Source organism: Desulfovibrio cuneatus DSM 11391 (assembly GCF_000430005.1).
Classification (GTDB): Bacteria; Desulfobacterota; Desulfovibrionia; order Desulfovibrionales; family Desulfovibrionaceae; genus Frigididesulfovibrio; species Frigididesulfovibrio cuneatus.
On the sequence record NZ_AUCY01000024.1, the window covers coordinates 33,842 to 55,531 of the forward strand.

The 21,690-nt window shown below is 55.7% G+C and carries 18 protein-coding genes; 17 read left to right on the forward strand and 1 reads right to left on the reverse strand.

Going from position 1 to position 21,690, the window contains the following annotated elements; genetic code table 11:
* Window positions 1-51 precede the first annotated feature (51 nt).
* The 4 genes from G497_RS0107420 to G497_RS0107435 all read left to right on the forward strand — a co-directional run bounded on the left by G497_RS0107420 (window position 52) and on the right by G497_RS0107435 (window position 2,771).
* Window positions 52-279, forward strand: a complete 228-nt coding sequence (locus G497_RS0107420; protein ID WP_027187674.1) for a hypothetical protein — start codon at window positions 52-54, stop codon at window positions 277-279.
* A gap of 62 nt (window positions 280-341) precedes the next feature.
* A complete protein-coding gene (locus G497_RS17240; protein WP_051257941.1) occupies window positions 342-1,073 on the forward strand; it encodes a tetratricopeptide repeat protein in 732 nt (243 codons plus the stop codon).
* Between the two features lie 170 nt (window positions 1,074-1,243).
* Window positions 1,244-1,918, forward strand: coding sequence for an ABC transporter ATP-binding protein (locus tag G497_RS0107430; protein ID WP_034637150.1), 675 nt, complete (start codon window positions 1,244-1,246; stop codon window positions 1,916-1,918).
* Entirely contained in the window at window positions 1,908-2,771 is an 864-nt protein-coding gene (locus tag G497_RS0107435) for an ABC transporter permease (RefSeq protein WP_342663660.1), read from the forward strand. Before G497_RS0107430 ends, G497_RS0107435 begins: the two co-directional genes overlap by 11 nt.
* A gap of 1,147 nt (window positions 2,772-3,918) precedes the next feature.
* Here G497_RS0107435 and nth read toward each other — a convergent pair.
* A complete protein-coding gene (gene nth / locus G497_RS0107440) occupies window positions 3,919-4,629 on the reverse strand; it encodes an endonuclease III (RefSeq protein ID WP_084516101.1) in 711 nt (236 codons plus the stop codon).
* A gap of 406 nt (window positions 4,630-5,035) precedes the next feature.
* On the opposite strand from nth, the gene cutA reads away from it, so the two are divergent.
* The 13 genes from cutA to G497_RS0107515 all read left to right on the forward strand — a co-directional run bounded on the left by cutA (window position 5,036) and on the right by G497_RS0107515 (window position 20,954).
* The gene (gene cutA, locus G497_RS0107450) at window positions 5,036-5,371 is read left to right on the forward strand and encodes a divalent-cation tolerance protein CutA (protein WP_027187678.1); all 336 of its coding nucleotides are present in this window, start codon (window positions 5,036-5,038) and stop codon (window positions 5,369-5,371) included.
* A 10-nt stretch (window positions 5,372-5,381) separates the two neighbouring features.
* A complete protein-coding gene (locus tag G497_RS0107455; protein ID WP_027187679.1) occupies window positions 5,382-6,317 on the forward strand; it encodes a carbohydrate kinase family protein in 936 nt (311 codons plus the stop codon).
* 220 nt (window positions 6,318-6,537) lie between these two features.
* A complete protein-coding gene (locus G497_RS0107460; RefSeq protein ID WP_051257942.1) occupies window positions 6,538-7,179 on the forward strand; it encodes a tetratricopeptide repeat protein in 642 nt (213 codons plus the stop codon).
* A 13-nt stretch (window positions 7,180-7,192) separates the two neighbouring features.
* Complete coding sequence (locus G497_RS0107465) at window positions 7,193-11,983, forward strand: response regulator (RefSeq protein ID WP_027187681.1); 4,791 nt, start codon at window positions 7,193-7,195, stop codon at window positions 11,981-11,983.
* Window positions 11,976-12,767 carry a 3-deoxy-manno-octulosonate cytidylyltransferase gene (kdsB, locus tag G497_RS0107470; protein WP_051257943.1) on the forward strand — a complete coding sequence of 264 codons (792 nt, stop codon included), beginning with the start codon at window positions 11,976-11,978 and terminating at the stop codon, window positions 12,765-12,767. Before G497_RS0107465 ends, kdsB begins: the two co-directional genes overlap by 8 nt.
* A gap of 343 nt (window positions 12,768-13,110) precedes the next feature.
* Window positions 13,111-14,244, forward strand: a complete 1,134-nt coding sequence (locus tag G497_RS0107475; RefSeq protein WP_027187683.1) for an ABC transporter substrate-binding protein — start codon at window positions 13,111-13,113, stop codon at window positions 14,242-14,244.
* Between the two features lie 195 nt (window positions 14,245-14,439).
* Window positions 14,440-15,531 carry a branched-chain amino acid ABC transporter permease gene (locus G497_RS0107485; RefSeq protein ID WP_245576366.1) on the forward strand — a complete coding sequence of 364 codons (1,092 nt, stop codon included), beginning with the start codon at window positions 14,440-14,442 and terminating at the stop codon, window positions 15,529-15,531.
* Window positions 15,528-16,613, forward strand: a complete 1,086-nt coding sequence (locus G497_RS17245) for a branched-chain amino acid ABC transporter permease (protein ID WP_051257944.1) — start codon at window positions 15,528-15,530, stop codon at window positions 16,611-16,613. The genes G497_RS0107485 and G497_RS17245 overlap by 4 nt, the downstream gene beginning before the upstream one ends.
* 2 nt (window positions 16,614-16,615) lie before the next feature.
* A complete protein-coding gene (locus G497_RS0107495; protein WP_027187685.1) occupies window positions 16,616-17,401 on the forward strand; it encodes an ABC transporter ATP-binding protein in 786 nt (261 codons plus the stop codon).
* Window positions 17,394-18,101 carry an ABC transporter ATP-binding protein gene (locus G497_RS0107500; RefSeq protein ID WP_027187686.1) on the forward strand — a complete coding sequence of 236 codons (708 nt, stop codon included), beginning with the start codon at window positions 17,394-17,396 and terminating at the stop codon, window positions 18,099-18,101. Before G497_RS0107495 ends, G497_RS0107500 begins: the two co-directional genes overlap by 8 nt.
* A gap of 62 nt (window positions 18,102-18,163) precedes the next feature.
* Window positions 18,164-18,979, forward strand: coding sequence for an amino acid ABC transporter permease (locus G497_RS17250; protein ID WP_051257945.1), 816 nt, complete (start codon window positions 18,164-18,166; stop codon window positions 18,977-18,979).
* A gap of 202 nt (window positions 18,980-19,181) precedes the next feature.
* Window positions 19,182-19,985: a transporter substrate-binding domain-containing protein gene (locus G497_RS0107510; protein WP_027187687.1), complete on the forward strand. Its 804-nt coding sequence runs from the start codon at window positions 19,182-19,184 to the stop codon at window positions 19,983-19,985.
* Between the two features lie 96 nt (window positions 19,986-20,081).
* Complete coding sequence (locus G497_RS0107515; RefSeq protein ID WP_027187688.1) at window positions 20,082-20,954, forward strand: amino acid ABC transporter permease; 873 nt, start codon at window positions 20,082-20,084, stop codon at window positions 20,952-20,954.
* The last annotated feature ends 736 nt before the right edge of the window (window positions 20,955-21,690 follow it).

Here is a 21,690-nt window from a genome sequence, read left to right on the forward strand (position 1 = left end):
TCGGTTGGGCTAAAAGGTGAAGAAAAATTATGGAGAACAGGAGTGCCAAAAATGAAGACCACTGCAAAACTGCGTATGGGAACGTTATCCTTGTGGGGTGCTACTGTAAGACTATTGCACAATAGTCTCAATTTGCTCCCTGTGCAAATCGCTTGGCATGCCATTTTCTTAGCAACTCAGGCCCAAGGTGGCAAGGGGCAATTTTGCAAGCAATATCGCCCAACTGCTACCCGGCATTTTTGCCGCACAACAGAGATAAAAAAGGTTGCTATGCGTTAATAATACGGTATATAATGAAGGATACACACTTTACTTTTGATGTTTCCACGAAGGAGCTTTGCATGAAATTCGGCATGTTCGTTTATTCCCTGGTTCTGTGCGGTGCCTTAGCCGTTGCCCCCCTTGCTACAGCGCATGCAGCAGCAGCAAAAAGCACACCCGCCCAGGCCCCACAACAAATTGACCCGGCCACCCAGGAAACGCTGAAAAAAGCAGCAGATGCTTTTGAAGCAAAAGATTTTGAAGGGGCCAAGAAGTTGCTGAAACCCCTTGCAGAAAAAGGCGACATCATGGCTACCTATGCCATGGGCCTTATGGCTGCCCGCGGTGAAGGCGGCGAAAAAAACATGAAGGAAGCGGAAAGCTGGTGGATTAAGTCTGCCAATGCAGGCAACCCCCAGGCCCAGTTCTACCTTGGCGTGCTGTATGCCGGCGACGACCTTGGCCCCCGCGACCTGACCAAAACCCGCCAGTGGTGGACAAAAGCTGCGGGCATGAAGCATGCAGATGCCATTTACAACCTTGGCATTCTGATGTTTGAAGGCGAAGGCGGCCCCAAAGATGAAGCAGGAGCCGTTAAACGCTTCCGCGAAGCCGCCAACATGAAGCACCCTGGTGCCCAGTTTACCATGGGCCGCCTGTATGCTGAAGGCAAAGGCGTGGGCAAAGACCTGAAACAGGCTAAAGAATGGTTCACCAAAGCTGCCGCAGCCGGCGTACCTGCCGCCAAGGAAGCTCTGGATGCACTGAGCAAGTCTGCCCCGGAAGCAGCCCCCAAAGCCAAGAAAAAGTAACCTTCGTTTTCCATATCCGCCGCATGCTTTTATTGTAAGGTATGCGGCGGTTTATTGTTTCTTTTCCTTGCGGCCTGACATCTCTTTTGTTTGCCACGGCCTTGCCTGCTTTTTTTGCTACGCCTCACAAGAGGCGTTTTTTCATTCACTTTTTGCGACTTTTTAGCACTATGACCACACCAATTCTGTTTTGTAATGCTGTCACATTTGGCTATGAGCCCGAAAAGCCCGTGGTGCGCTCCCTTAGCCTTGGGCTGGAAGAAGGGAGCTATTCACTGCTTGTGGGGCCTTCCGGCGAAGGGAAATCCAGCCTGTTCCGGCTGCTGGTGCGCCTTGAAGAACCTACCAGTGGCGACATTTTGTTTCAGGGGCAACCCATTGCCGCCCTTGCCCCGGCGGAACTGCGCCGCCAAGTGGGGCTTTTGGGGCAAACCCCGGCCCTTGTGCCCGGCACAGTGAAAGAGAACCTGCTCTTGCCATTTTCCTTTGCGGCGCACCGCGCGCGCCCACTTCCTTCCGAGCAGGAACTGCACACATGGCTATTGCGCCTTGGCCTTGGCACCGTGCCCCTTACCCAGGAAGCAAGCGCCCTTAGCGTGGGCCAACGCCAACGCCTGTGCCTTATTCGCCTTTTGCTTCTGCGCCCCAAGGTGCTGCTGCTTGATGAACCCACAAGCGCCCTGGACGCTGAAAGCCGGGGCACCCTGCTTGCCCTGGTGGAAGAGTTGTGGCGCAGTGAAGGGCTGACGGTGGTGCAAATTGACCACTCCGGGTATAGCCCCACCTTCCCTCACGCCGTGCTGGCCTTACGTGGCGGGCACATGGAGCAAACCCATGTGGCATAATGTACAGGCATTTTTCCAGCAACTAATGGCAGAAGTGCAAACCACCGCTACGCCGCAAGGGGCAGACTACATTGCCATAGACCTGTGGCAACTGGCCCTGGCCCTGGGTTTTGTGCTACTGGCTGGCGCATTTTCCCGCATGTACCACCTGCGCCTTGAGCGCGACCTGTTTTTCGGCACTATCCGCCTTTTTACCCAGCTCCTTGCCGTGGGCTACGTCTTGCACATTGTGTTTGCCATGCAGTCCTTGTGGCTGGTGCTTGGCATGTACACCATAACAGCCTGGGTAGCGGCTTCCCTTGCGGCACGCCGGGTGCGCGGGCGCGGCATTCCCGTGCTGTTGCCCACCTTTGCCGCGTTGTTCTGTACCTGTTTTGGCGTTACCCTTGTGGTGGCCATTGTCATTTTGCAGGCCACCCCCTGGTGGAAGCCCCAATACTTTATTCCCATTGGCGGCATGGTGGCAGGCAATGCCATGAACGCCGTAGCCATTGCCCTGGAACGGTTTTTTAATGAGCTGCACCTGCGTAAAGGCGAAACAGAAGCCCTGCTGTGCCTGGGGGCCTCCCCTGCGGAAGCAACGGCAGACATGTTCCGCGTTGCCATGCGCGCAGGCATGATTAACCCCATTAATGCCATGATGGGCGTGGGCATTGTTTCCCTGCCCGGCATGATGACAGGCCAGATTCTGGCGGGGGTCTCTCCTATTCAGGCCGTGCGCTACCAGGTGGTGGTACTGCTTATGGTCACCGCCGCCGCAGCCCTCAGTTCCTTCATTTCCCTGCGCCTGGTGCGCGGCAGGTGCTTCACCCCCGGTGGGGCGTTGCGTGCCATGGGGAAAGGAATGCCGTAGTAGGAAACCGCTGAGTTTTGAGGAAATGAGAAGAGCTGTGCGGCGTGCCGCCGCCCCAGCTTGTGGGTTCTTTTTATTCATCCGCTCCGCTTGGGTTAGGGGGCCCTTGTGCGGCCCCCTAACAACCCCACACCCACGGGGTTGCACCCCGTGACCCCGCTAAGCCTGTGGTCCGCGCTCAGTAGATTTGTTCCGCTAACTCGCTGCGCTCGTGGCGCTACACAAATATATTCGCGCGGGAGATACACCGTGCAAAACATGAGCAAGGGGCACTTACCGGTTGCTTGCTGCATTAATAAGCTGTGCCTCATAAAGTAATTCACTTACAGTAGGGAAGCGGCAACCAAAAAACGCACTTCGATTGAGTAAGCGGGCGCAACAAAGCGCACACACGCTGGTGAGACTGTGGGTAATTTCGTCTGAGGCGGGGAGCAGTAAATGGAAGCTGTGCCTCATAAAGTAAGTGACTTACTGTAGGGAAGCGGCGGCGAAACCACCGCACTTTGGTTGAGTAAGCGGGCGCAGCAAAGCGCATGTATGCTGGTGGGGCTATGGGTAAACTCGTATGATTCGGGGAGTCTGTAATTATCAATATGTGCCACAGAAGATGAATGCTTCACTGGCGAGAAGTGGAAGTGAAAGAGAAAACCCCATATCCGGGAACGTGTGTGAAAAGAACTCTTCGGCGTCTTCGCCGCACCGTACAGGTAATTCTCAGCGTTTCCCCCAGCCAACGCGCGCTTTGCTGCGCCCGGCCACTCATGCGGAGTGCGGTAATTATGTTGACGCTTGTTTGAGGGGAGGCAATTCACTTCTGTGGAACAGCATATTATTCCGATAAGCCAACGATAAGCCCCTTCACCCGCACTTGCCACGGTGATTTCCCCGCGCGATTCTATTTGTTTGCGCCCCGAGCGCAGCGAGGTAGGAAACAAATAGCCCAAGCGCGGGCCGTAACCTAAACGGGGTCTTGGGGCGGAGCCCCAAGCGCCTGGGGTTGTTAGGGGGCCGGGCGAAGGCCCCCTGACCCAAGCGGAGCGGATGAAATAAAAAAAAACCACAAACTGGTGTGGCGCAGAGCGCCGCAAAAGACAATGCTACACCACTCTTACAAAGCTGGCGCGGCGGCACGCCGCAAACCTTTCCTCTATTTCTTCGCTGACTTTGCCACCCCCACCCCAACCCGCGGGCACCAGGGGGAAAATTCGCAGGCCGTGCACAGGGGCTTGCGGGCTTCGCACACATGGCGGCCAAACCACACCAGCCTATGGTTCACATTACCCCACTCTTCCTGGGGGAACAGGGCCATCAGTTCCTTTTCCACTTTTTCCGGCTCTGGCCCCACGCAAAGCCCAAGGCGCTGGGTTATGCGCGAAACATGGGTGTCCACCGCAATGCCCTCATTCTTGCCATAGGCTGTCCACAGCACCACATTGGCTGTTTTGCGGGCCACACCGGGCAATGAAAGCAAGTCTTGCATGGTGGCGGGCACCTCCCCACCGAACACGCCGCTTACCCGCTGGGCCGATGCCACAATGTTCTTGGCCTTGTTGCGGAAAAAGCCCGTGGAACGAATGCACGCTTCCACTTCTTCCAGGGGGGCCCCAGCCAAATGGGCCGGGGTGGGCCAGCGCCGGAACAATTCTGGCGTAACCTTGTTCACACGTTCATCCGTACATTGGGCGGAAAGAATAACCGCAACCAGTAGTTCCCAGGGGGAGTTGGCATACAAGTGCGTTTCCGGGGTAGGATAACGCCGGGCGAGCAAAGCCACCACCTGGCGGGCCAATTCCTGCACAGCGGCTTTATGAGTGGCTGGGCATGAGGGGATGTTTTTCACTTTCGTATTGGTTGGCATGGGGTACCTTTCAAGCACGCTGAGTCATTCTCAAAAGTGCCCTATATTCAACGGATTTTATATTTGTGCGGCTTTCTTCCCAAGGGCAAGGAGAACACGTTGTGTTGCGGGAACAGAGGGCGTTTTACCTGGGAAAAGTCGGCATGGGTCTATTACACAAGCCCCTTACACAAGAATAAGCCTGCCCGACTTTTTTTATTTGTCAGAGCAGGCTATTATGCCTTATAGTGGGTAATAGCAACTGTCACCACACTGCGCCACCAAAGGCGCCCCCCCACGGGGCCAAGAATTCTGTATTCGCAAAAAATTAAAAAGTACGCAAACCAAGGCAAGAAGGCAGGCCTTGCCATTGCCTTTAGCCGTTTTCTTTGCCAATATACCGCGCTACTGCGCGTGGGAGGCTACCGTGCACCCCCAGCAAACGCTTTTTGTGTATGTTACCATCGGCTCAGCCCCGGAAGCAGGAACCCTGGCCCGCACGTTAGTGCAGGAACGTCTCCTTGCTTGTGCCAACATAATTCCCGCCATCCATTCCATTTACTGGTGGCAGGGAAAAATGGAAGAAAGCAATGAAGCTGTACTTGTGGGCAAAACAACACAGCACCGCTACCCGGCACTTGAAGCACGGGTACGCCAGCTTCATCCTTATGAAACACCCTGCATTACTGCCCTGCCCATAACTGCCGGGTTTGCCCCGTTTTTGCAGTGGGTGGCCCACGAAACACAACCACATCAGGAATAAGGAGTGCCTCTTGTCCATTTACCTTACAGGCTCACTGGCATACGACAGGCTCATGCGTTTTTCCGGTAAATTTGCGGATTCCATTTTGCCTGAACAAATAGAGTCACTCAGCGTCTCCTTCTTTATCGACCACTTTGAAGAAAAGCTTGGGGGTAATGCAGGAAATATCGCATATTCTTTGTACCTGCTGGGGGAAAAACCCATTATTGTGGCTTCCGCAGGGAAAGATTTTGGCCCCTACAAAAGTATGCTGGAAGAATGGGGCCTGCCCACACACGGCATTACCGTGCATGAAAACCAGCTCACAGCGGGCTGTTACATTACTACCGACCTTGTGAACAACCAAATAGCCGCCTTCCATGCGGCAGCCCTGATGGAACCAAGCACGTTTGTGTTCCCGGCCATGAACGCGGCCACAGACATTGGCATTATTTGCCCTTCCAACCCCAACGACATGACCACCCACCCAAGGGAATACAAAGAGCAGGGGGTTGCCTATATTTACGACCCCGCCCAGCAATTGCCTATTCTGAGCAGGGAAGATGTGCTTGCCAGTGTAGAGGGTGCCCTGCTGCTTATGGGCAACGACTATGAAATTAAGCTGGTTATGGAAAAAACTGGGCGCACCCTGGCAGAACTGCTGCAACTGACAACCCAGGGCATTATTGCCACCATGGGGGAAAAGGGTTCTGTGCTGTACCACAAAGACGGCAGCCAAACCCATGTGGAGGCTGTGCCTGTGGCTGAAGTGCGCGACCCAACAGGCGCAGGCGACGCCTACCGCGCAGGCCTGCTCAAGGGCCTTACCCAGGGCAGCACCTTGCTTGAAGCCGCCCGCCTTGGTGCGGTATGTGCCGCGTTTTGTATTGAAGTTTCCGGCCCCCAGGCCCACGTATTCACCCAGGGCACATTTAAAAAACGCTACAACAGCGCTTTCCCGGCCTAAGGGAACCACGGCGAATACCTTCCCCAGCGTCTGGGCCCAAACTAACGTGGACAATAGTGTCCGGCTCTCTTTTTGTCCTCTGCCACGCATTGCAATGAAGCAAAGAGAGAAGAAGAGGTATTGTAAAGGCAAACGACACGCTACGCGGTGCAATTTTGCCAGCAAAATTACACCAATACTTCCCGGCTTATGAGCCGGACAGCACTGAAACGAGGACAACATGTCATACACAACAAAAGATTATGAATTTTTGGGAAAACAAGTGGCAGAGGGCAAGTTTGTTGCCCGCACCACATTTTTTCTGAGCATTGCCCTGGCCGTGGCCCTGGGAGTTATGGTGGGCTACTTTGCAGGGGGGTCAGGTTCTTCCGGCGGCTTTGCCAGCGGGGAACAGCAGCAGCCCCTGGGGCAAAACGCCCCAAGCATTTCCGCCAACACAATGAATGCAGACCGGATAGCCGCCATTCTGGAACATGAACAGCAAGCCCAAAAAGACCCCATGGATGCTTCCAACTGGGAACACCTTGGCAACCTGTATTATGACAATAATGAACCGGCCAAAGCCATTAAAGCCTACGAAAAACACCTGGCGCTGAACCCCAATAACCTCAGTGTGCTGGTGGATTGCGGCGTTATGTACCGTGAAGTGAAGAATTACGACAAGGCCCTGGAACTGTTCACCAAAGCTTTGAGCATTGACCCAAAGCACGAAGTGGCCATGTTCAATACAGGCGTGGTGCTTTACAATGACTTGGACAAAAAAGAAGAAGGCAAAGCCGTTTGGCAAAAACTTCTTTCCATAAATCCAGGGGCAAAAGCACCCAGTGGTGCGCTTGTTTCCGACATTTTGAAGACGCTGTAAACGAGGTAGCCTTATGTTAAAGCGTGCCCTGGTATTATGCTTTTTCTGGGTGTGTGCAAGCACCAGTGCTTTTGCCATTCCGCTGGTAGTAGATAATGTAACCAGCATGCAGCCCCTGCTGCCTGAACTGCTGTGGCAGGCAGACCCGGATGGGCAGCAAACCATTGAAAGCATAAGCACCCCGGAAGCGCAAGCAGGCTTTGCCTCTTTGCGTAACGGCTTTCCATTGCGCGCCACAGGCCCGGTGTGGCTCAAGCTTTCCTTGCTTAAGGCCCAGCGTTCCGCCTTAACCCCCGCCCCCCAGGGGGGCACCCCGCTTGTTAGCATTAACCTTGGCAGGTTTAACGGGGGCAATGCCCAGGTTTTCCTGCGTGAAACAGGTGAAGGCGTGGTGGCCCACACCCGCTGGACACGTACAGACGTTGGCCCCAGTGAAAACCTTGTTATTCCTGCCTTTGGCGCAACGCCCCAAACCATTTTTATGCGCCTGCCCGAAGTGCCCGGCCTGTGGTTTCAACCCACGGTACAACCGCAAGAAAACGTAACCGCCCCCCTGTTGCCGCCAGACCAGCTTTTGCCAGGGCTGGTGGTGCTGGCCTGCCTTGTGTGCCTGCTGCGTGCCTTGAAGGAGCGCTCCGCATGGCGCTTCTGGGCAGCGGTTTTTCTTGGGTTTGTCCTGGCAGACATCATGCTGCCCCTGCCCCTGCTGCATGAAACATTATCATACGCCCAACTGCCCGCCATGCTGGCCCCCGGCCTTTCCCTGCTACTGCTCCCACACCTGGGGCGTGCCATGCTGGGCACCAATAAATCAGCCCCGGTGCAAGACATACTCCTTTCAGGATTTTCCCTAGTGGGCATTGCAGCAGCCCTTATGCCCCTGGTGCCTGGCTACCAGTGGCTTACCCGGCTGTTTCCCCTGTGGCCCCTGCTGCTTTTCCCCTTGTTGCCCGTGTGTTTTTGGGCACTGCAAGACAAACGCCGTGGTGCCCTTGCCTTTACCGGTATTTGCATAATGCCCTTTATTGGCGCAGTCCTTTCTTTTTGGGCAATGGAAGCAACCCTGCCAAGCCCCATGGCAGTGCAAGGCAGCATGTGGGGGCTTGCCATTGGTGGCCTGAGCCTAGCCCTTGTGCGCGGTCCGCATACAGCACGTTCCGCGGCCCAGCACACCCTTGGCTCGTCCTTCCCCCTGTTGCAGGAAGTGGAAGAAGGCGCAAGTGGTGCCCCTTCCCTGTTGCCGCAAAACAACCCATTCCCCTTGCTGCCCACGGCAAACAACCAAAATGCCCCTGCCCAGCCAGGCCAAAGCCCTGCTGACAACACTAGCCAGGAAGACCAGGAAGATGCCGACCACATGCCCGGTGCCTCCCTTGAAGCGGCATTTTCCGCAACCCTTGCGGAACAGCAGGCTGCCCTTGCCCGCGCAAACACACCACAAGAACAAACCACCCCTGGCCACAACACAGGCAATGCCCCTGCACCCAGTGCAGAGGCTTCTGCCAGCGCAGGCGCTACCCAGGAAACCATTCTTTTTCCCCTGCCGGAAGACGTGCCCGCAGCACCCGAAGAAACGGGTACTTTTGCCCCCAAGGTTGCCTCAACACCTACCGCTGCCATGGCTTCTGCTGCGCCCAGCGCAACAACACAGGCAAGCGCCCTGCCTGCTTCCACACCCCTGGGGGACACCAGCGCCGTGCAGCCCCGGCCTGTTGCGGCAACCCCCAAACAGCCCGCCCAGGCCAACAGGCATGAAGACAACACCCTTACCCTGGCCCAGGCGGCAAGCCATGCCAGCCTTGGCAGCCTTTTGGGGGACGAACCCTTAAGCATGGGCGCGGCCACACATGAAGCATCGCCTGAAGCTTCCCCAGCCTTGGGGTTACTGGGCTCGTCCCTTTCCATGCCAGCCTCCACCAATACCCGCACAGCCAAAAAATCGCCTGCCCAACCCGCTGCGGGGCAGCAAGGGCTGCACCTTGCCCCCAGTAACCAGCCGCTGCGCAAAACCCCACCCGCAGTTGTGGCCACCAGCACACCACTTTCCCAAAATGCCGACCACGCCAGGAAAGAGGCACTGCCAACACACGCATTGCCCCCCTTGGAAATGGCTGCCCCGCATAAGCCTGCTACAAATACCCCAGATGCAGAAAAATCTGGACAGAAAAAGCCTCCCCTGGAACTTCCAGCCCTGGACCTGCCACCCGCAGGAGCTTCCCGCAGTGCGGCAGGTTCCACCACAACGGAACGTTTGATGCAGGCCAAAGGCTTGACCCCCAAGGAGTACACTCCCAGCGGCCTGCAGGAAGACACCCTTTCCCCTGGCTTTGGCAGCGTTGGTGCCCTGCTAACCCCCAAGGCACCCCCACCCGCGCAGGCCCACAAGCCTGCCGCCACTGGTGCTGCAAAGGCGCAAGGGGCAGCACCAGTGCCAGCCCCTGCCAACGCCCCTGTGGCCCAGCAGCCAAGCAAAGAAGCTGCCCCCCAGCATACCCCTGCCTTGAGTATTTTTAACCTTACCAACATTATCAGGCGGGTAGACCATTCCCTTGAGCCACGCATCAAGCAAAAAGGCGTCATCTTTTCCTGGGTGCTGGACCCGCGCCTGCCAACATTGCTCAAAGGTGACGCCTTTGGGCTCTACTCCACCCTTTCCGGCCTGCTTTCCGACTCCATTGACGCCACAGACGCAGGCTTTGTGCAGCTTGCGGTGCGCCACATACATACCGAAAGCAACGGCCCGCTCATTCTTTCCTTCAGCATTACCGACACAGGCACGGAAAAGCGGCAGCTTGCCCACCAAGGCCAGGGGCAACACTTTGCCACAGCCAATGGCGGCAGCTTTACCGTGGAATACAGCCCCACCCACGGCCCCCTTATTACCATGACAGCCCAGTTTGAACTGCCCACAGCCCTGGTGGAAACGCCGGGGAATAACGCGGTATCAATGAAAGCAGACACCAAAGAAACACCAGTACCTGCCGCAGCGCAAGCTCGGGAAAAAACCGCAGCACAAGGGCCTGCACCAAGTGTGGGCAAAGTGCCTCTTTCAAAGCGGCTGGCCAATGCTGCCCAGGCCAGGCAGGCTGCCTCGGAAACCACACCTTCCGCAACAGCACAGGCGGAAGCAAACACCCCTGCGCCAGAAAATACCAAGGCAGAGCCACAGGCAGAGGCCAAGGCAGCCCCGGAAGCCACGCCACACAAGGCACCCCCTGTTGCACAGCCTGAAGCAATAACAAAGGCAACAGTTGAGCCGGAAACTGAACCCAAACCCAAGAAAGGGGCAGCGCCCAAGCCCGAACAAAAGGCCATGCCACAAAAAGCGGTAACGCCCCGGACAACGGCACAGCAGAAGCCAACAAGCGAGACAGAGACGGTAGACGACGCACAGCCTGCACCACAGGCCTCTGCGCAGGTTGTAGTGCAGCCAGCTTCCCCTGTTGCACTGGCGCAGGAGCCACTACAACATCCCGCAACGGCACGGGTGGTGCAACTTGCCAGCGTTAAGGCCGGGCAAGAAGCACAAGCGGCTGCCAGCAATGGGGCACAGCACAGCGCACCCCCAGACGGAACAGCGACTGGTAATGTGGAGGCAACAGCTACCGTACAGGTACAGATTCTTGTTTCGGATATGACCACAAGTAACCTGCGCCTTATTTCCCATTACCTGAACCAGCACAGTTTGCCGCACACGGAATGCAAAGGCGTGCAGGCCCTTGTGAACGCCTGCACCAATGAACCGGCAAACCTCATAATTGTCGATGCAGACATGCCGGAAGACGACCTGCAAAAAATGCTGCACAAGGTGCACAGCGTGGAAGCCGACAACAACTGGCCCCCCGCCGCCGTGCTTGCCCTTATCAGCCACCAGGGGCAAGAAGAACGCATGCGCGCCATAGGCTGCAACCACATTTTGCAAAAGCCGTTTGGCAAGGATGAATTTGTAAACATGGTACACAAGGCTGTTCCAACCTTGCATAATGGTACCGTGAACAAAAATACATCCACAGCGCCACAATCCACGGCCACCCCTGGGCCAGACATGCCCACCCACTCTACTGAACCGTACATACAGCGCCTGCTTGCTGGCGGCATGGCCGAAGCCCACCCCAACAGCACCCATGAACCAGCCAAGGAAACAGCAAAAGGCTTAAGCACCCGTGCTGCCATTGCCGGTGTGCTGGAACGGACAGGTGCTATTTCACCCGGTTCTGGCCATGCGGAAACAGCGGCAGCGGCAGCGGCAATGACAGCCAGTAAAATAGCCCAGCAAAGGGAAAAAAAGCTGGAAGCGTTGCACAAGGGCCGCACCAAAAGCAACAGCCCGGCAGTGCGTAAAATTACGGTAGTACAAAAAACCAATTCCCCGGAACACAGCACACCGCGCCCAGGGGCTGTGCGCGTGCAACGCAACACCACACCAGTCCAGCCGAAAAGCGCGGCAATTCCCCTGCCGGGCATTGAAGGGGCCACCATGAACGCCCAGATGCTGCCCCTGGTGCCAGGGCTTATCCTTTCCCTGCGCGACGCCCTGAGCATGTGCGAAAAAGCTGCCCAGGACAATGCCATGCCCGCCATGCAGGAAGCCATGGAAACCATCCGCCAGAAGGCAGCGGTGTTCCAACTGGAGAAACTGGAGAAAATGGCTTCTTGCGTACAGCGTGCCGCAGCAGCCAATGATAGTGAAGCTGTGACCACACTCATGGACGACATGCGCTCTTTTGCGTTACGCCACATTACGGCTGTGGAAGAATGCTTTAAAAACTATCTGGCAGAAACAGCGGAAGGCGCCAATGGGTAACCCCGGCACAACAGAACGTAGCGGCCCCCCCCACACACAGCCACGGGTTGCCCATGGCATCATTCCTGCCCGGTTTGCGTCTTCACGCCTGCCGGGCAAGCCCCTGCTTTCCCTGCACGGCAAACCCATGTTCTGGCATGTGTGGCAACGGGCAAGCCGCTGCCCACAGCTTACGTCCGTTACCCTTGCCACAGACGACACCCGCATTGCAGAAGCGGCCAAAGCACTGGGCGTGCCCTGCGTGATGACCCACGACCGCCACCCAAGTGGCACAGACCGTGTGTTTGAAGCGGCCACCACCCTTGGCCTGCCCCCCCAGGCCATTGTGGTTAATATTCAGGGCGATGAACCCGCCCTTGACCCCAGTATGCTCACCACTTTATTGCATACCTTTGCAGACCCCACGGTGTGCGCCGCCACCCTTGCCCACCCCATGCCCCAGGGCCAGGCCACCGGGCCAGACAAAGTAAAGGTGGTGGTGGCGGCAAACGGTAACGCCCTGTACTTTTCCCGCGCGGGCATCCCTTTTGCCCGTGACCCGCAGGAAAGCCCTGCCCCCTGCCTTGGGCACATCGGGCTTTACGCCTTCACCATGGCAACGTTGCAACAGTTTGTCAGCCTGCCCCCTTCCCCCCTGGAACGCACGGAAAAGCTGGAACAGCTTCGGCTGCTGGAAAATGGCATTGCCCTGCGCGTTGCCATAACCCCCCAGCCAAGCCGCGGGGTAGACACAGAGGAAGACATTGCCCCGGTGCTGCACCTAATGCAGCAAGGCCACCCTTGAGAAATGTTCTCAGGCAGGCTTACCCTTACGCACTTCTCAGCCCAGCCCAAGCAGCCAGAATAGAGGTACATACCACCCTCTTGCGCGTAGGCCCGTTTCAGTTTACTAATAAACAAGATAGAGATTGAAGCATTTGCTCCACGGCAACAAGCAGGCTTACACGTGTTTCTTAGCAAGGTTTTTCATGTAATACCTTTGCAAAGCAACAACACTACAGCCTTAGCTTGCTCCCCCCAGCATTACTATGAAGCATTACCCATTTTTGTTTTCATGTTCTGCGCCAGTAAAATGTTTTACTGCGTAACGCACAGGTCAATCCACTATTACTGAGGAGGCGAATCTGATGTCTTTCAAGAAACTGTTGGCAGCCACTGGCATGCTGCTGTGCATGGGCATTGCTGCCCAAGCTGCAGAGCCCATTAAAATTGGTGTGTACCTTCCCCTGACCGGCCAGAACGCATTTGGCGGCCAGCTTGAACTGGAAGGCGTACAGCTTGCCCACAAGGAAATGTCCCAAGTGCTGGGCCGCCCTGTGGAGCTGGTCATTGTAGACAACAAGTCTGACAAGGTGGAAGCAGCCAACGCCGTTACCCGCCTTACCGCAAAAGACAAGGTAACAGGCATTATTGGTACATACGGCTCTTCCCTTGCCATGTCTGGTGGTGAAGTGGCTGAAAAAGCCAAAACCCCTGTTATTGCGACTTCCGCCACCAACCCCCTGGTAACCAAAGACAAAAAATACTACTTCCGTGCCTGCTTCATTGACCCCTACCAGGGCGCTGGCGCTGCTACTTATGTAATGCAGAACCTTGGCTTCAAGCGCGCTGCCGTGCTGAAAGACGTTGCCAACGACTACGCCGTAGGCCTTGCCAACTTCTTTGCCTCTTCCTTCAAAAAGCAGGGCGGCGAAATTGTAGTGAACCTGAACTACAACTCCGGCGACCAGGACTTTACCCCCCAGCTTACCCAGATTATTTCCCAAAAACCCGACGTCCTGTTCATTCCCGCCTACTTTGCTGAAGGCGCTATTATCATGAAGCAGGCACGTGAACTGGGCGCAACCTTCCGTATTATTGGTGGCGACGCCATGGATAACCCGGAAACCGTAAAGATTGGTGGACAGGCTGTTGAAGGCTTCCTGCACACCACCTTCCCTTACGACATGTCCATGCCCAACATGAACCCAGCTGCCAAGAAGTTTACTGAGAACTGGAAAGTTGCCTTCCCTGGCAAAGACCCCAACGTAAACGCCGCCCTTGGCTACACCAGCTACATGATGTTCATGGAAGCCATTAAAAAAGCCAACAGCACCGACCGTGAAGCCGTAACCAAGGCCCTTGCGGAACTGAAAGACTTCCCCGCCGTTACTGGCACACTCACCATTAACGCCACCCACGACGCTGAAATGCCCATCGGCATTATCGAAATTAAAGACGGTAAGCGCGTGTACAAAGGCGAAATTACGCCCAAGATGTAACAGCCTTCCAGCCCGCCAGGTTTTCCCAAACTTGGCGGGCTTTCTGGCTTGATTTAAACCAATTCTTCTTGGGGCATGGCTGCCGCCGCTTGCTGGTGCAACGCATGCCACCCCATTGCAAGCCCAAAGCCACCCCACGGGGTAACCGCATGGGCTTTTGTAAGGCACAACCCCGTTTATGAAGGCTACACAATTATGATGTTAACCCCAGAGCTGTTCATACAGCATTTTTTTAATGCCCTGGCGCTTGGCTCGCTGTATGGCCTTATCGCCATTGGCTACACGATGGTGTATGGCATTTTACGCCTCATCAACTTCGCCCATGGCGATATTTTCATGCTGGGTGCGTATTTTGTGTTTTTCTCCACCATTGCCTTCATGCCTGCCTGGCTGGCAGCCCTGTTGGTGGCCATTGCCCTGCTGATTATGTTCACTACATTCAGGGATAAAAGCAAGGCTACCCCCGCATGGTACTGGGGGGCGCAAGCACTGCTGCTTGGCCTTGCTGGCTATTACGGGTTTATTTCCCCGGTGGAATTCCAGCCCCCCTGGGTGCTGGCTGTATTTTTTGCCATTGCGGTAACCAGCGCCTGTGGCATTGTGGTAGACAGGGTTGCCTACCAGCCCCTGCGCGACGCCCCGCGCATTTCCGCCCTTATCAGCGCCATTGGTATTTCCTTTCTTATTGAAAACCTGGGCGTGGTAGTGTTCAGCGGGCTGCCACGGGCCGTGCGCCAGCCAGACATGCTGGTTAAGCCCATCATTGCCAATATTTCAGCCATAACAGGCAACGCAGACAGTGTGGTACGCATTTCCCCCATGGCCCTTATTGTGCCCAGCGTTTCCCTGCTGCTGGTTTCCGGCCTGCTCTGGATTATCTACCGCACCAAGCCCGGCCTTGCCATGCGCTCCATTTCCAAAGACATTGAAACAACCCGCCTCATGGGTGTTTCTGTGAACAAGGTAATTGCCCTTACCTTTGCCCTGGGTTCGGCCCTGGCGGCCGCTTCCGGCATTATGTGGGCCTTGCGTTACCCGCAAATTCACCCTTACATGGGCGTGCTCCCCGGTTTCAAGGCGTTCATTGCGGCTGTGTTCGGCGGCATTGGCTCCATTCACGGGGCCATGCTGGGGGGCCTTATTCTGGGCTTCATTGAAGTATTCATTACCGCCACATTCCCTGCCCTTTCCGGCTACCGCGACGCCTTCGCCTTCGTACTGCTTATTGTGATTCTGCTATGGAAGCCCACAGGCATTATGGGTGCCAGAACGGAGGAAAAAATATGAACAACTCCGCCATGCACCGCGCCTACACCCTGTGTGCTGTTGTCCTGCTATTTGCCATATTATTTTATGCGGAAAATAACCTGGACACCTACAGCATCCAAATTTTGAACCTTGTGGCCATTAACGCCATTCTTGCCGTTTCTTTGAACCTTATTTACGGGTTCACGGGCATGTTTTCTTTGGGACATGCCGGGTTTATGGCCATTGGTGCCTATGTATGCACCGTGCTCATTCTTACCCCGGAACAAAAGGAAAGCATGTGGATTCTGGAAGCCATCCACCCCTGGCTTGCCAACCTTTCCCTGCCCTTCCTGCTGGCTGTTGTGGTAGGGGGCATTGCTGCTTCCCTGGTGGGGCTGATTATTGCCATACCTGTGCTGCGCCTTGGCGGCGACTACCTGGGCATTGCCACCCTTGGCTTTGCCGAAATTATTCGCGTGGTCATTACCAACGCAGCCCCCTTTACCAACGGCTCCCTTGGCATCAAGGGCATTCCGCAGTATGCCAACCTGTGGTGCAACTATGGCTGGCTGGTGGTTACCGTGTATGTCATTGTTCGCTTGCTGCGCAGCAACGTGGGCAACGTGTTCAAGGCCATACGCGACGACGAAATAGCCGCACGCACCATGGGTGTAAACACGTTTTATTACCGGGTGCTTTCCTTTTGCGTCGGGGCATTTTTTGCTGGCGTGGGCGGGGCCCTTACAGCAGCGCTCATTTCCACCATTGACCCGAAAATGTTCACCTTCATGCTCACCTTCAACATTCTCATGATTGTTGTGGCAGGGGGCCTTGGCAGCATTACCGGCAGCATTGTGGGCAGCATTATCATTACTTTTATGCTGGAATGGCTGCGCATTGTGGAAAACCCCATTTCCCTTGGGGACTTTGAAATTCCCGGTATTCCCGGCATGCGCATGGTTATTTTCTCCGTCATGCTCATGTGCATTATTCTGTTCCGGCGTGAAGGCCTTTTGGGCATGCGCGAATTTTCGTGGGACGCACTGGCCCGTTTTGTAAAAAACCCGGTGCGCTTTTTCAGCCGCGCTTCGCGCTCAACTTCCGGCGCATCAGGAAAATAGCCATGAACCAGCCAACCACTTCCCTTGAGCTTGTCAACGCCACCCGGCGTTTTGGCGGCATTGTTGCGGTAAACGACCTTTCCTTCAAGGTGCCCCAGGGCACTATATGCGGCCTTATTGGCCCCAACGGTGCCGGAAAGACCACAGTGTTCAACCTGATTAGCGGGTTCTACACCCCCACTTCCGGGAAAATTCTGTTTGAAGGGGAAGACATTACCGGCAACCCGCCCCACATTGTGTGCCGCAAGGGCATTGCCCGCACGTTCCAGAACATTCGTCTGTTCAGTTCGGCTTCTTCCCTGCAAAACGTCATGGTGGGGGCGCATTTACGCCAAAAAAACCCCTGGTGGTTTCCCATTGTACCTTTTTTGGCAGATAAAGAAGAAAAAATGGTGCACGACCGTGCCCACACCCTGCTGGAACGCCTTGGCCTTGCCGATGTAGCAAACGCCCCGGCAGGTTCCCTGCCATACGGGGCACAGCGCCGCCTTGAAATTGCCCGCGCCCTGGCCACCAACCCCCGCTTTTTGCTGCTGGACGAACCCGCTGCGGGCATGAACCCCCACGAAAGTTCAGACCTCATGGAGTTTATCAAAAACATCCGGGCAGACTTTGACCTGACCATTCTGCTGATTGAGCATGACATGAAGGTGGTTATGGGCATTTGTTCCCATATTTGGGTGGTGGAATATGGGCAGTGTATAGCGGAAGGCGACGCCGATGCCATACGCAATAACCCCAAGGTTATTGAAGCCTACCTTGGCGAGGAGTATTTGCAATATGCTTAGCATTGCCGACCTGCACGTGTATTACGGCGGCATTCATGCCGTAAAAGGCATTAGCCTGGACATTGCCAAGGGCCAAATTGTCACCCTGGTGGGTGCCAACGGGGCTGGCAAAAGCAGCACGGTGCGGGCCGTTTCCGGCCTGGTCAAGTCGTGCACGGGCAGCATAACCTATGAAGGGCACGGCAACATTCTGGGCAAAGCCCCGGAAGAAATTGTACGTACTGGCATTGCCCTTAGCCCGGAAGGCAGGCGCATTCTGCCCCACCTGACTGTGGAAGAAAACCTGCAACTGGGTGCCTATATTCGTAACGACACCCAAGGCATAGCCAAAGACAAAGAATGGGTTTACAGCCTGTTCCCCCGCCTGAAAGAGCGGGCCTGGCAAGCTGGTGGCACCCTTTCCGGCGGCGAACAGCAAATGCTGGCCGTAGGCCGTGCCCTTATGAGCAACCCGGATATTGTAATGCTGGATGAACCTTCCCTGGGGCTTGCCCCCAAGCTGGTGAACGAGATTTTTGCCATCATCAAGCACATCAACTCCCTGGGTAAAACCATTTTGCTGATTGAGCAAAACGCCTTTGCGGCTCTTTCCATTGCCCACAAGGCCTATATTCTGGAAACTGGCACCGTGGTGCTGGAAGGCACCGGGCAGGAATTGCTGCATAACCCAGAAGTGAAAAAGGCCTACCTTGGCGGCTGATAATGCCCTGCGTTACCTGCACAGCAAGGGCAACTGCCCCCTGTGCCCCAAGGAAGCGCGCAATGCGTAGCTGGCTGAAAGATGCATTTTTCTGCTGCCTGTTTTTTGCAGCGGTAGCCCTGCTTGTGGTACGTGGTGCCATGGGCAGCGGCTACCACTGGCAATGGGAACGGGCCCTGCCCTTCTTTTTTACCCCTGCCCCCCAATCCGTATTCGGCTTCCACCTTGGCCCCTTGCTGGCCAACGGCCTTGTTACCACCTTGCGCATAAGTGCCTGCTCCCTTGCCCTTGCCCTGCTCACCGGGCTGGTACTGGCCGTGCTGCGTTTGGCAGGAGGGCCTGTTTCGCGCAACTTCGCCCTGGGCACGGTACAAACGGTGCGCAACATGCCCCTTATGGTGCTTTTGCTGGGGGTGTACATGTTTGTACCTGCCAGTTGGAACCTTTCAGCCGAGGCCATTGCCATTCTCGTCCTTGGCCTGTTTGAAGGGGCCTACATGGCGGAAATTTTCCGGGCCGGTATTTTGGGTGTGCCCACAGGCCAGTGGGAAGCTGCCATGTGCCTTGGCCTTTCTCCTTGGCAGGCATGGCGGCTGGTGGCCCTGCCCCAGGCTGCGCGCCAGTCTTTGCCCCCCATTGTCAGCCAAAGTGTGAGCCTGGTGAAGGACAGCTCCCTTGCCAGTATTATTGCCGTGAGCGAGCTAAGCCAGCAAAGCGGCATCATTGCTTCCGACACCTTCCTCCCCTTTGAAATATGGCTGCCTGTGGCAGGTATTTACCTGTTACTGGCCCTGTGCCTGGCTGGCCTTGCCAAGCGCCTGGAAGTGTCCCTTTCCAAAGGGCATATGGCACGCACTGCCAAGGCACGGGCTATTTAGGGAAACGCTGAGTTTTCCGTTGGTCTTTTCAAGCCCCCCATCTGGCAAATCCCTCCTCCACTTGCTTTATTCCCTATTCCGTGGAACAATTGTGTTTCATGTCACAATGTGGGAATTACTTCCCTTTCTCATTCTTCTCTGTCTCGTTCTTTTTCCCCTATCACATACCGCCCCATTAGGGGGCGTTCACCAAGGAGGCACCATGCGCCTGCTTTTTGCTACACTCACCCTATTTGCCCTGTTTGCCACCCCCAACTACGCCCGTGCTGCCGCCCAGCCGGAAATGCTGGATGCCGCCATACAGCGCGGTACATTACGGGTGGGCTTTTCCACCTTTGTGCCCTGGGCCATGCAAGATAAAAACGGCGGTTTCATTGGCTTTGAAATTGACGTAGCCCGAAAACTGGCCACGGACATGGGCCTGAAAGTAGAATTCATTCCCACAAAATGGTCTGGCATCATTCCCGCCCTGCTCACCGGGCAATTCGACATTATTATTGCCGGCATGACCATTACCCCGGAACGTCAGGAAAAAGCCGACTTCACCATTCCCTACGACTTTTCCGGCATGGACCTGGTGGCCAGCAAAACAAAAGCTGCCGGGCTAACCACCCTTGCCCAGTTTAACAGCCAGGATGTTATTCTTACCGCCCGCACAGGCGGTTCTGCCAAGGCTGCCATTGAAGCCCACCTGCCCAAAGCCACGGTGCGGTATTTCGACGAAGAAGGGCAAGCCCTGCGCGAAGTACTTGTGGGCAAGGCCCATGCCTTTGTTTCCAGCGCGCCCCTGCCTGCCCTGCAGGCTGCCCGCAACCCGGAAAAGCTGTTCCGCCCCCTGGCTGAACCCTTTACCAAAGAACCCATTGGCTTTGCGGTAAAAAAGGGCAACCCCGAAACAGTAAAACGCCTCAACGCCTGGATTGAAGAAAACACCAAAAATGGCTGGCTAAAGCAACGCAACACCTACTGGTTTCAAGGTGTTGAGTGGGAAAAGAATATAAAGTAAGGCTGTAACAATGCCTTAAAGGAGTACCACAGGCTGCCGTGCGCAGTGGGCTACCGCCCCATTGCGCCATTCCTACGGCAGCCTGTGAACGCCCTCATGATGGTATTTTCACGGCGCACCTCGCTGTTTTTTGACGCACTTATCCTGCTTGTTCTGGGCGGCCTGGTTTTACACCTTGTGGCCCATAGTGCAGAGAATGTCACCTCCCCCTGGGAATGGCAGGCCTTATGGCGTGCTTTTTTCCACACCAGCCCGGAGCACGGCGGCCTGGTGCCTGGGCCGTTGGGGCTTGGGCTTATAAACACCCTGCGCCTGGCTTGCGTGACCATTATTACTGCGGGCATTGTGGGGCATATTCTGGGGCTGCTGCGTTCTTCCCGCGTGCGGCTGGCCCGCATGGTGGGCATGGTGTGGGTAAACCTAACCCGCAACATGCCCCCCCTGGTACTGGTGTTTATTGTGCACTTCTTTTTGGGCGACACGCTTTCAGCCCACATTCCCTGGGAGGCCATTACTCGCCTGCCCTTGGCAGAATACCTGCTGCCCCCGGCCAGCCGTATGCCTGTGTTCTTCTCCGCTGTGATCACCTTAAGCTTGTATGAAGGGGCCTATGTGGGGGAAATAATTCGCGCAGGCATTAACAGCGTGCCCGCAGGGCAGTGGGAAGCGGCCGCAAGCTTGGGTTTTTCACGCTTCCAGCGCATGCGGTTGATTATTTTTCCCCAGGCATTGCGGTTTATTATGCCCCCACTGACAGCCCAAGGGGCGTCTCTTATTAAAGATTCCGCCATTGTGAGCGTTATTTCCGTGCAGGAGTTGACCTTCCAGGGCACGGAATACATGACGTCCAGTGGACTGATGGGGGAAGTGTGGCTGGCGGTGGCTGGGTGCTATTTGGTGATGTGCTTAGTATTGAGTGGGGTGGGGCAAGTAATGGAGAGGAGAGTGACGAGGTTCGTGAGGGGATGAATGGCGGCAGGTGTCGCCATTTTTTTTGTTTGTGAAAAAAGAGAGAGAACATTGCGGCGCAAGCGCCACACCATTCCTCTTTTCTCTTCATTCATCCGCTCCGCTAGGGTTAGGGGGCCCTCGCCCGGCCCCCTAACAACCCCAGGCTCACGGGGTTGCACCCCGTGTCCCCGCTAGGCTGCGGCACGCGCTCAGTAGATTTGTTCCGCTCACTCGAAGACTCGTACGCTGCACAAATATATTCGCGCGGGAGGACGCCGTGTAGGGTGTGAGAGAGGTAACTTGCCGTTAGCCTTGCGCACTAATCACTTGTGCCACAAAGAGAAATTTCCTCACAGACAGAAAGTGGCAACCAAACAACCGCACTCCGCATGAGTGAGCGGGCGCAACAAAGCGCACGTTGGATGGTGGGGCTATGGGTAGGCTCGTCTGATGAGAGAAGAGGAAACTCAAAGGCTTTGCCGCTTAAGGGAATCGGCTTGTAGTGAGGGAGGGGAGAGAATGTACATTAAGTATAAAAAGGCACGATGCCACTTACATATTGCAGCACAATAGAAAATAGTTGGCACCGTCGCCCCTGCGCAGGCAGAGGGCCAGTATTGTGTTTTTTGCTTTTACCCATTTCCACTTGCTACACGCATAAGACAGCCTAACATGCTAAGAATACTGGATTCCTGCCTGCGCAGGAATGACAGTGCTTAGGGTGGTGGGGCTATGGGTAGGCTCGTCTGATGAG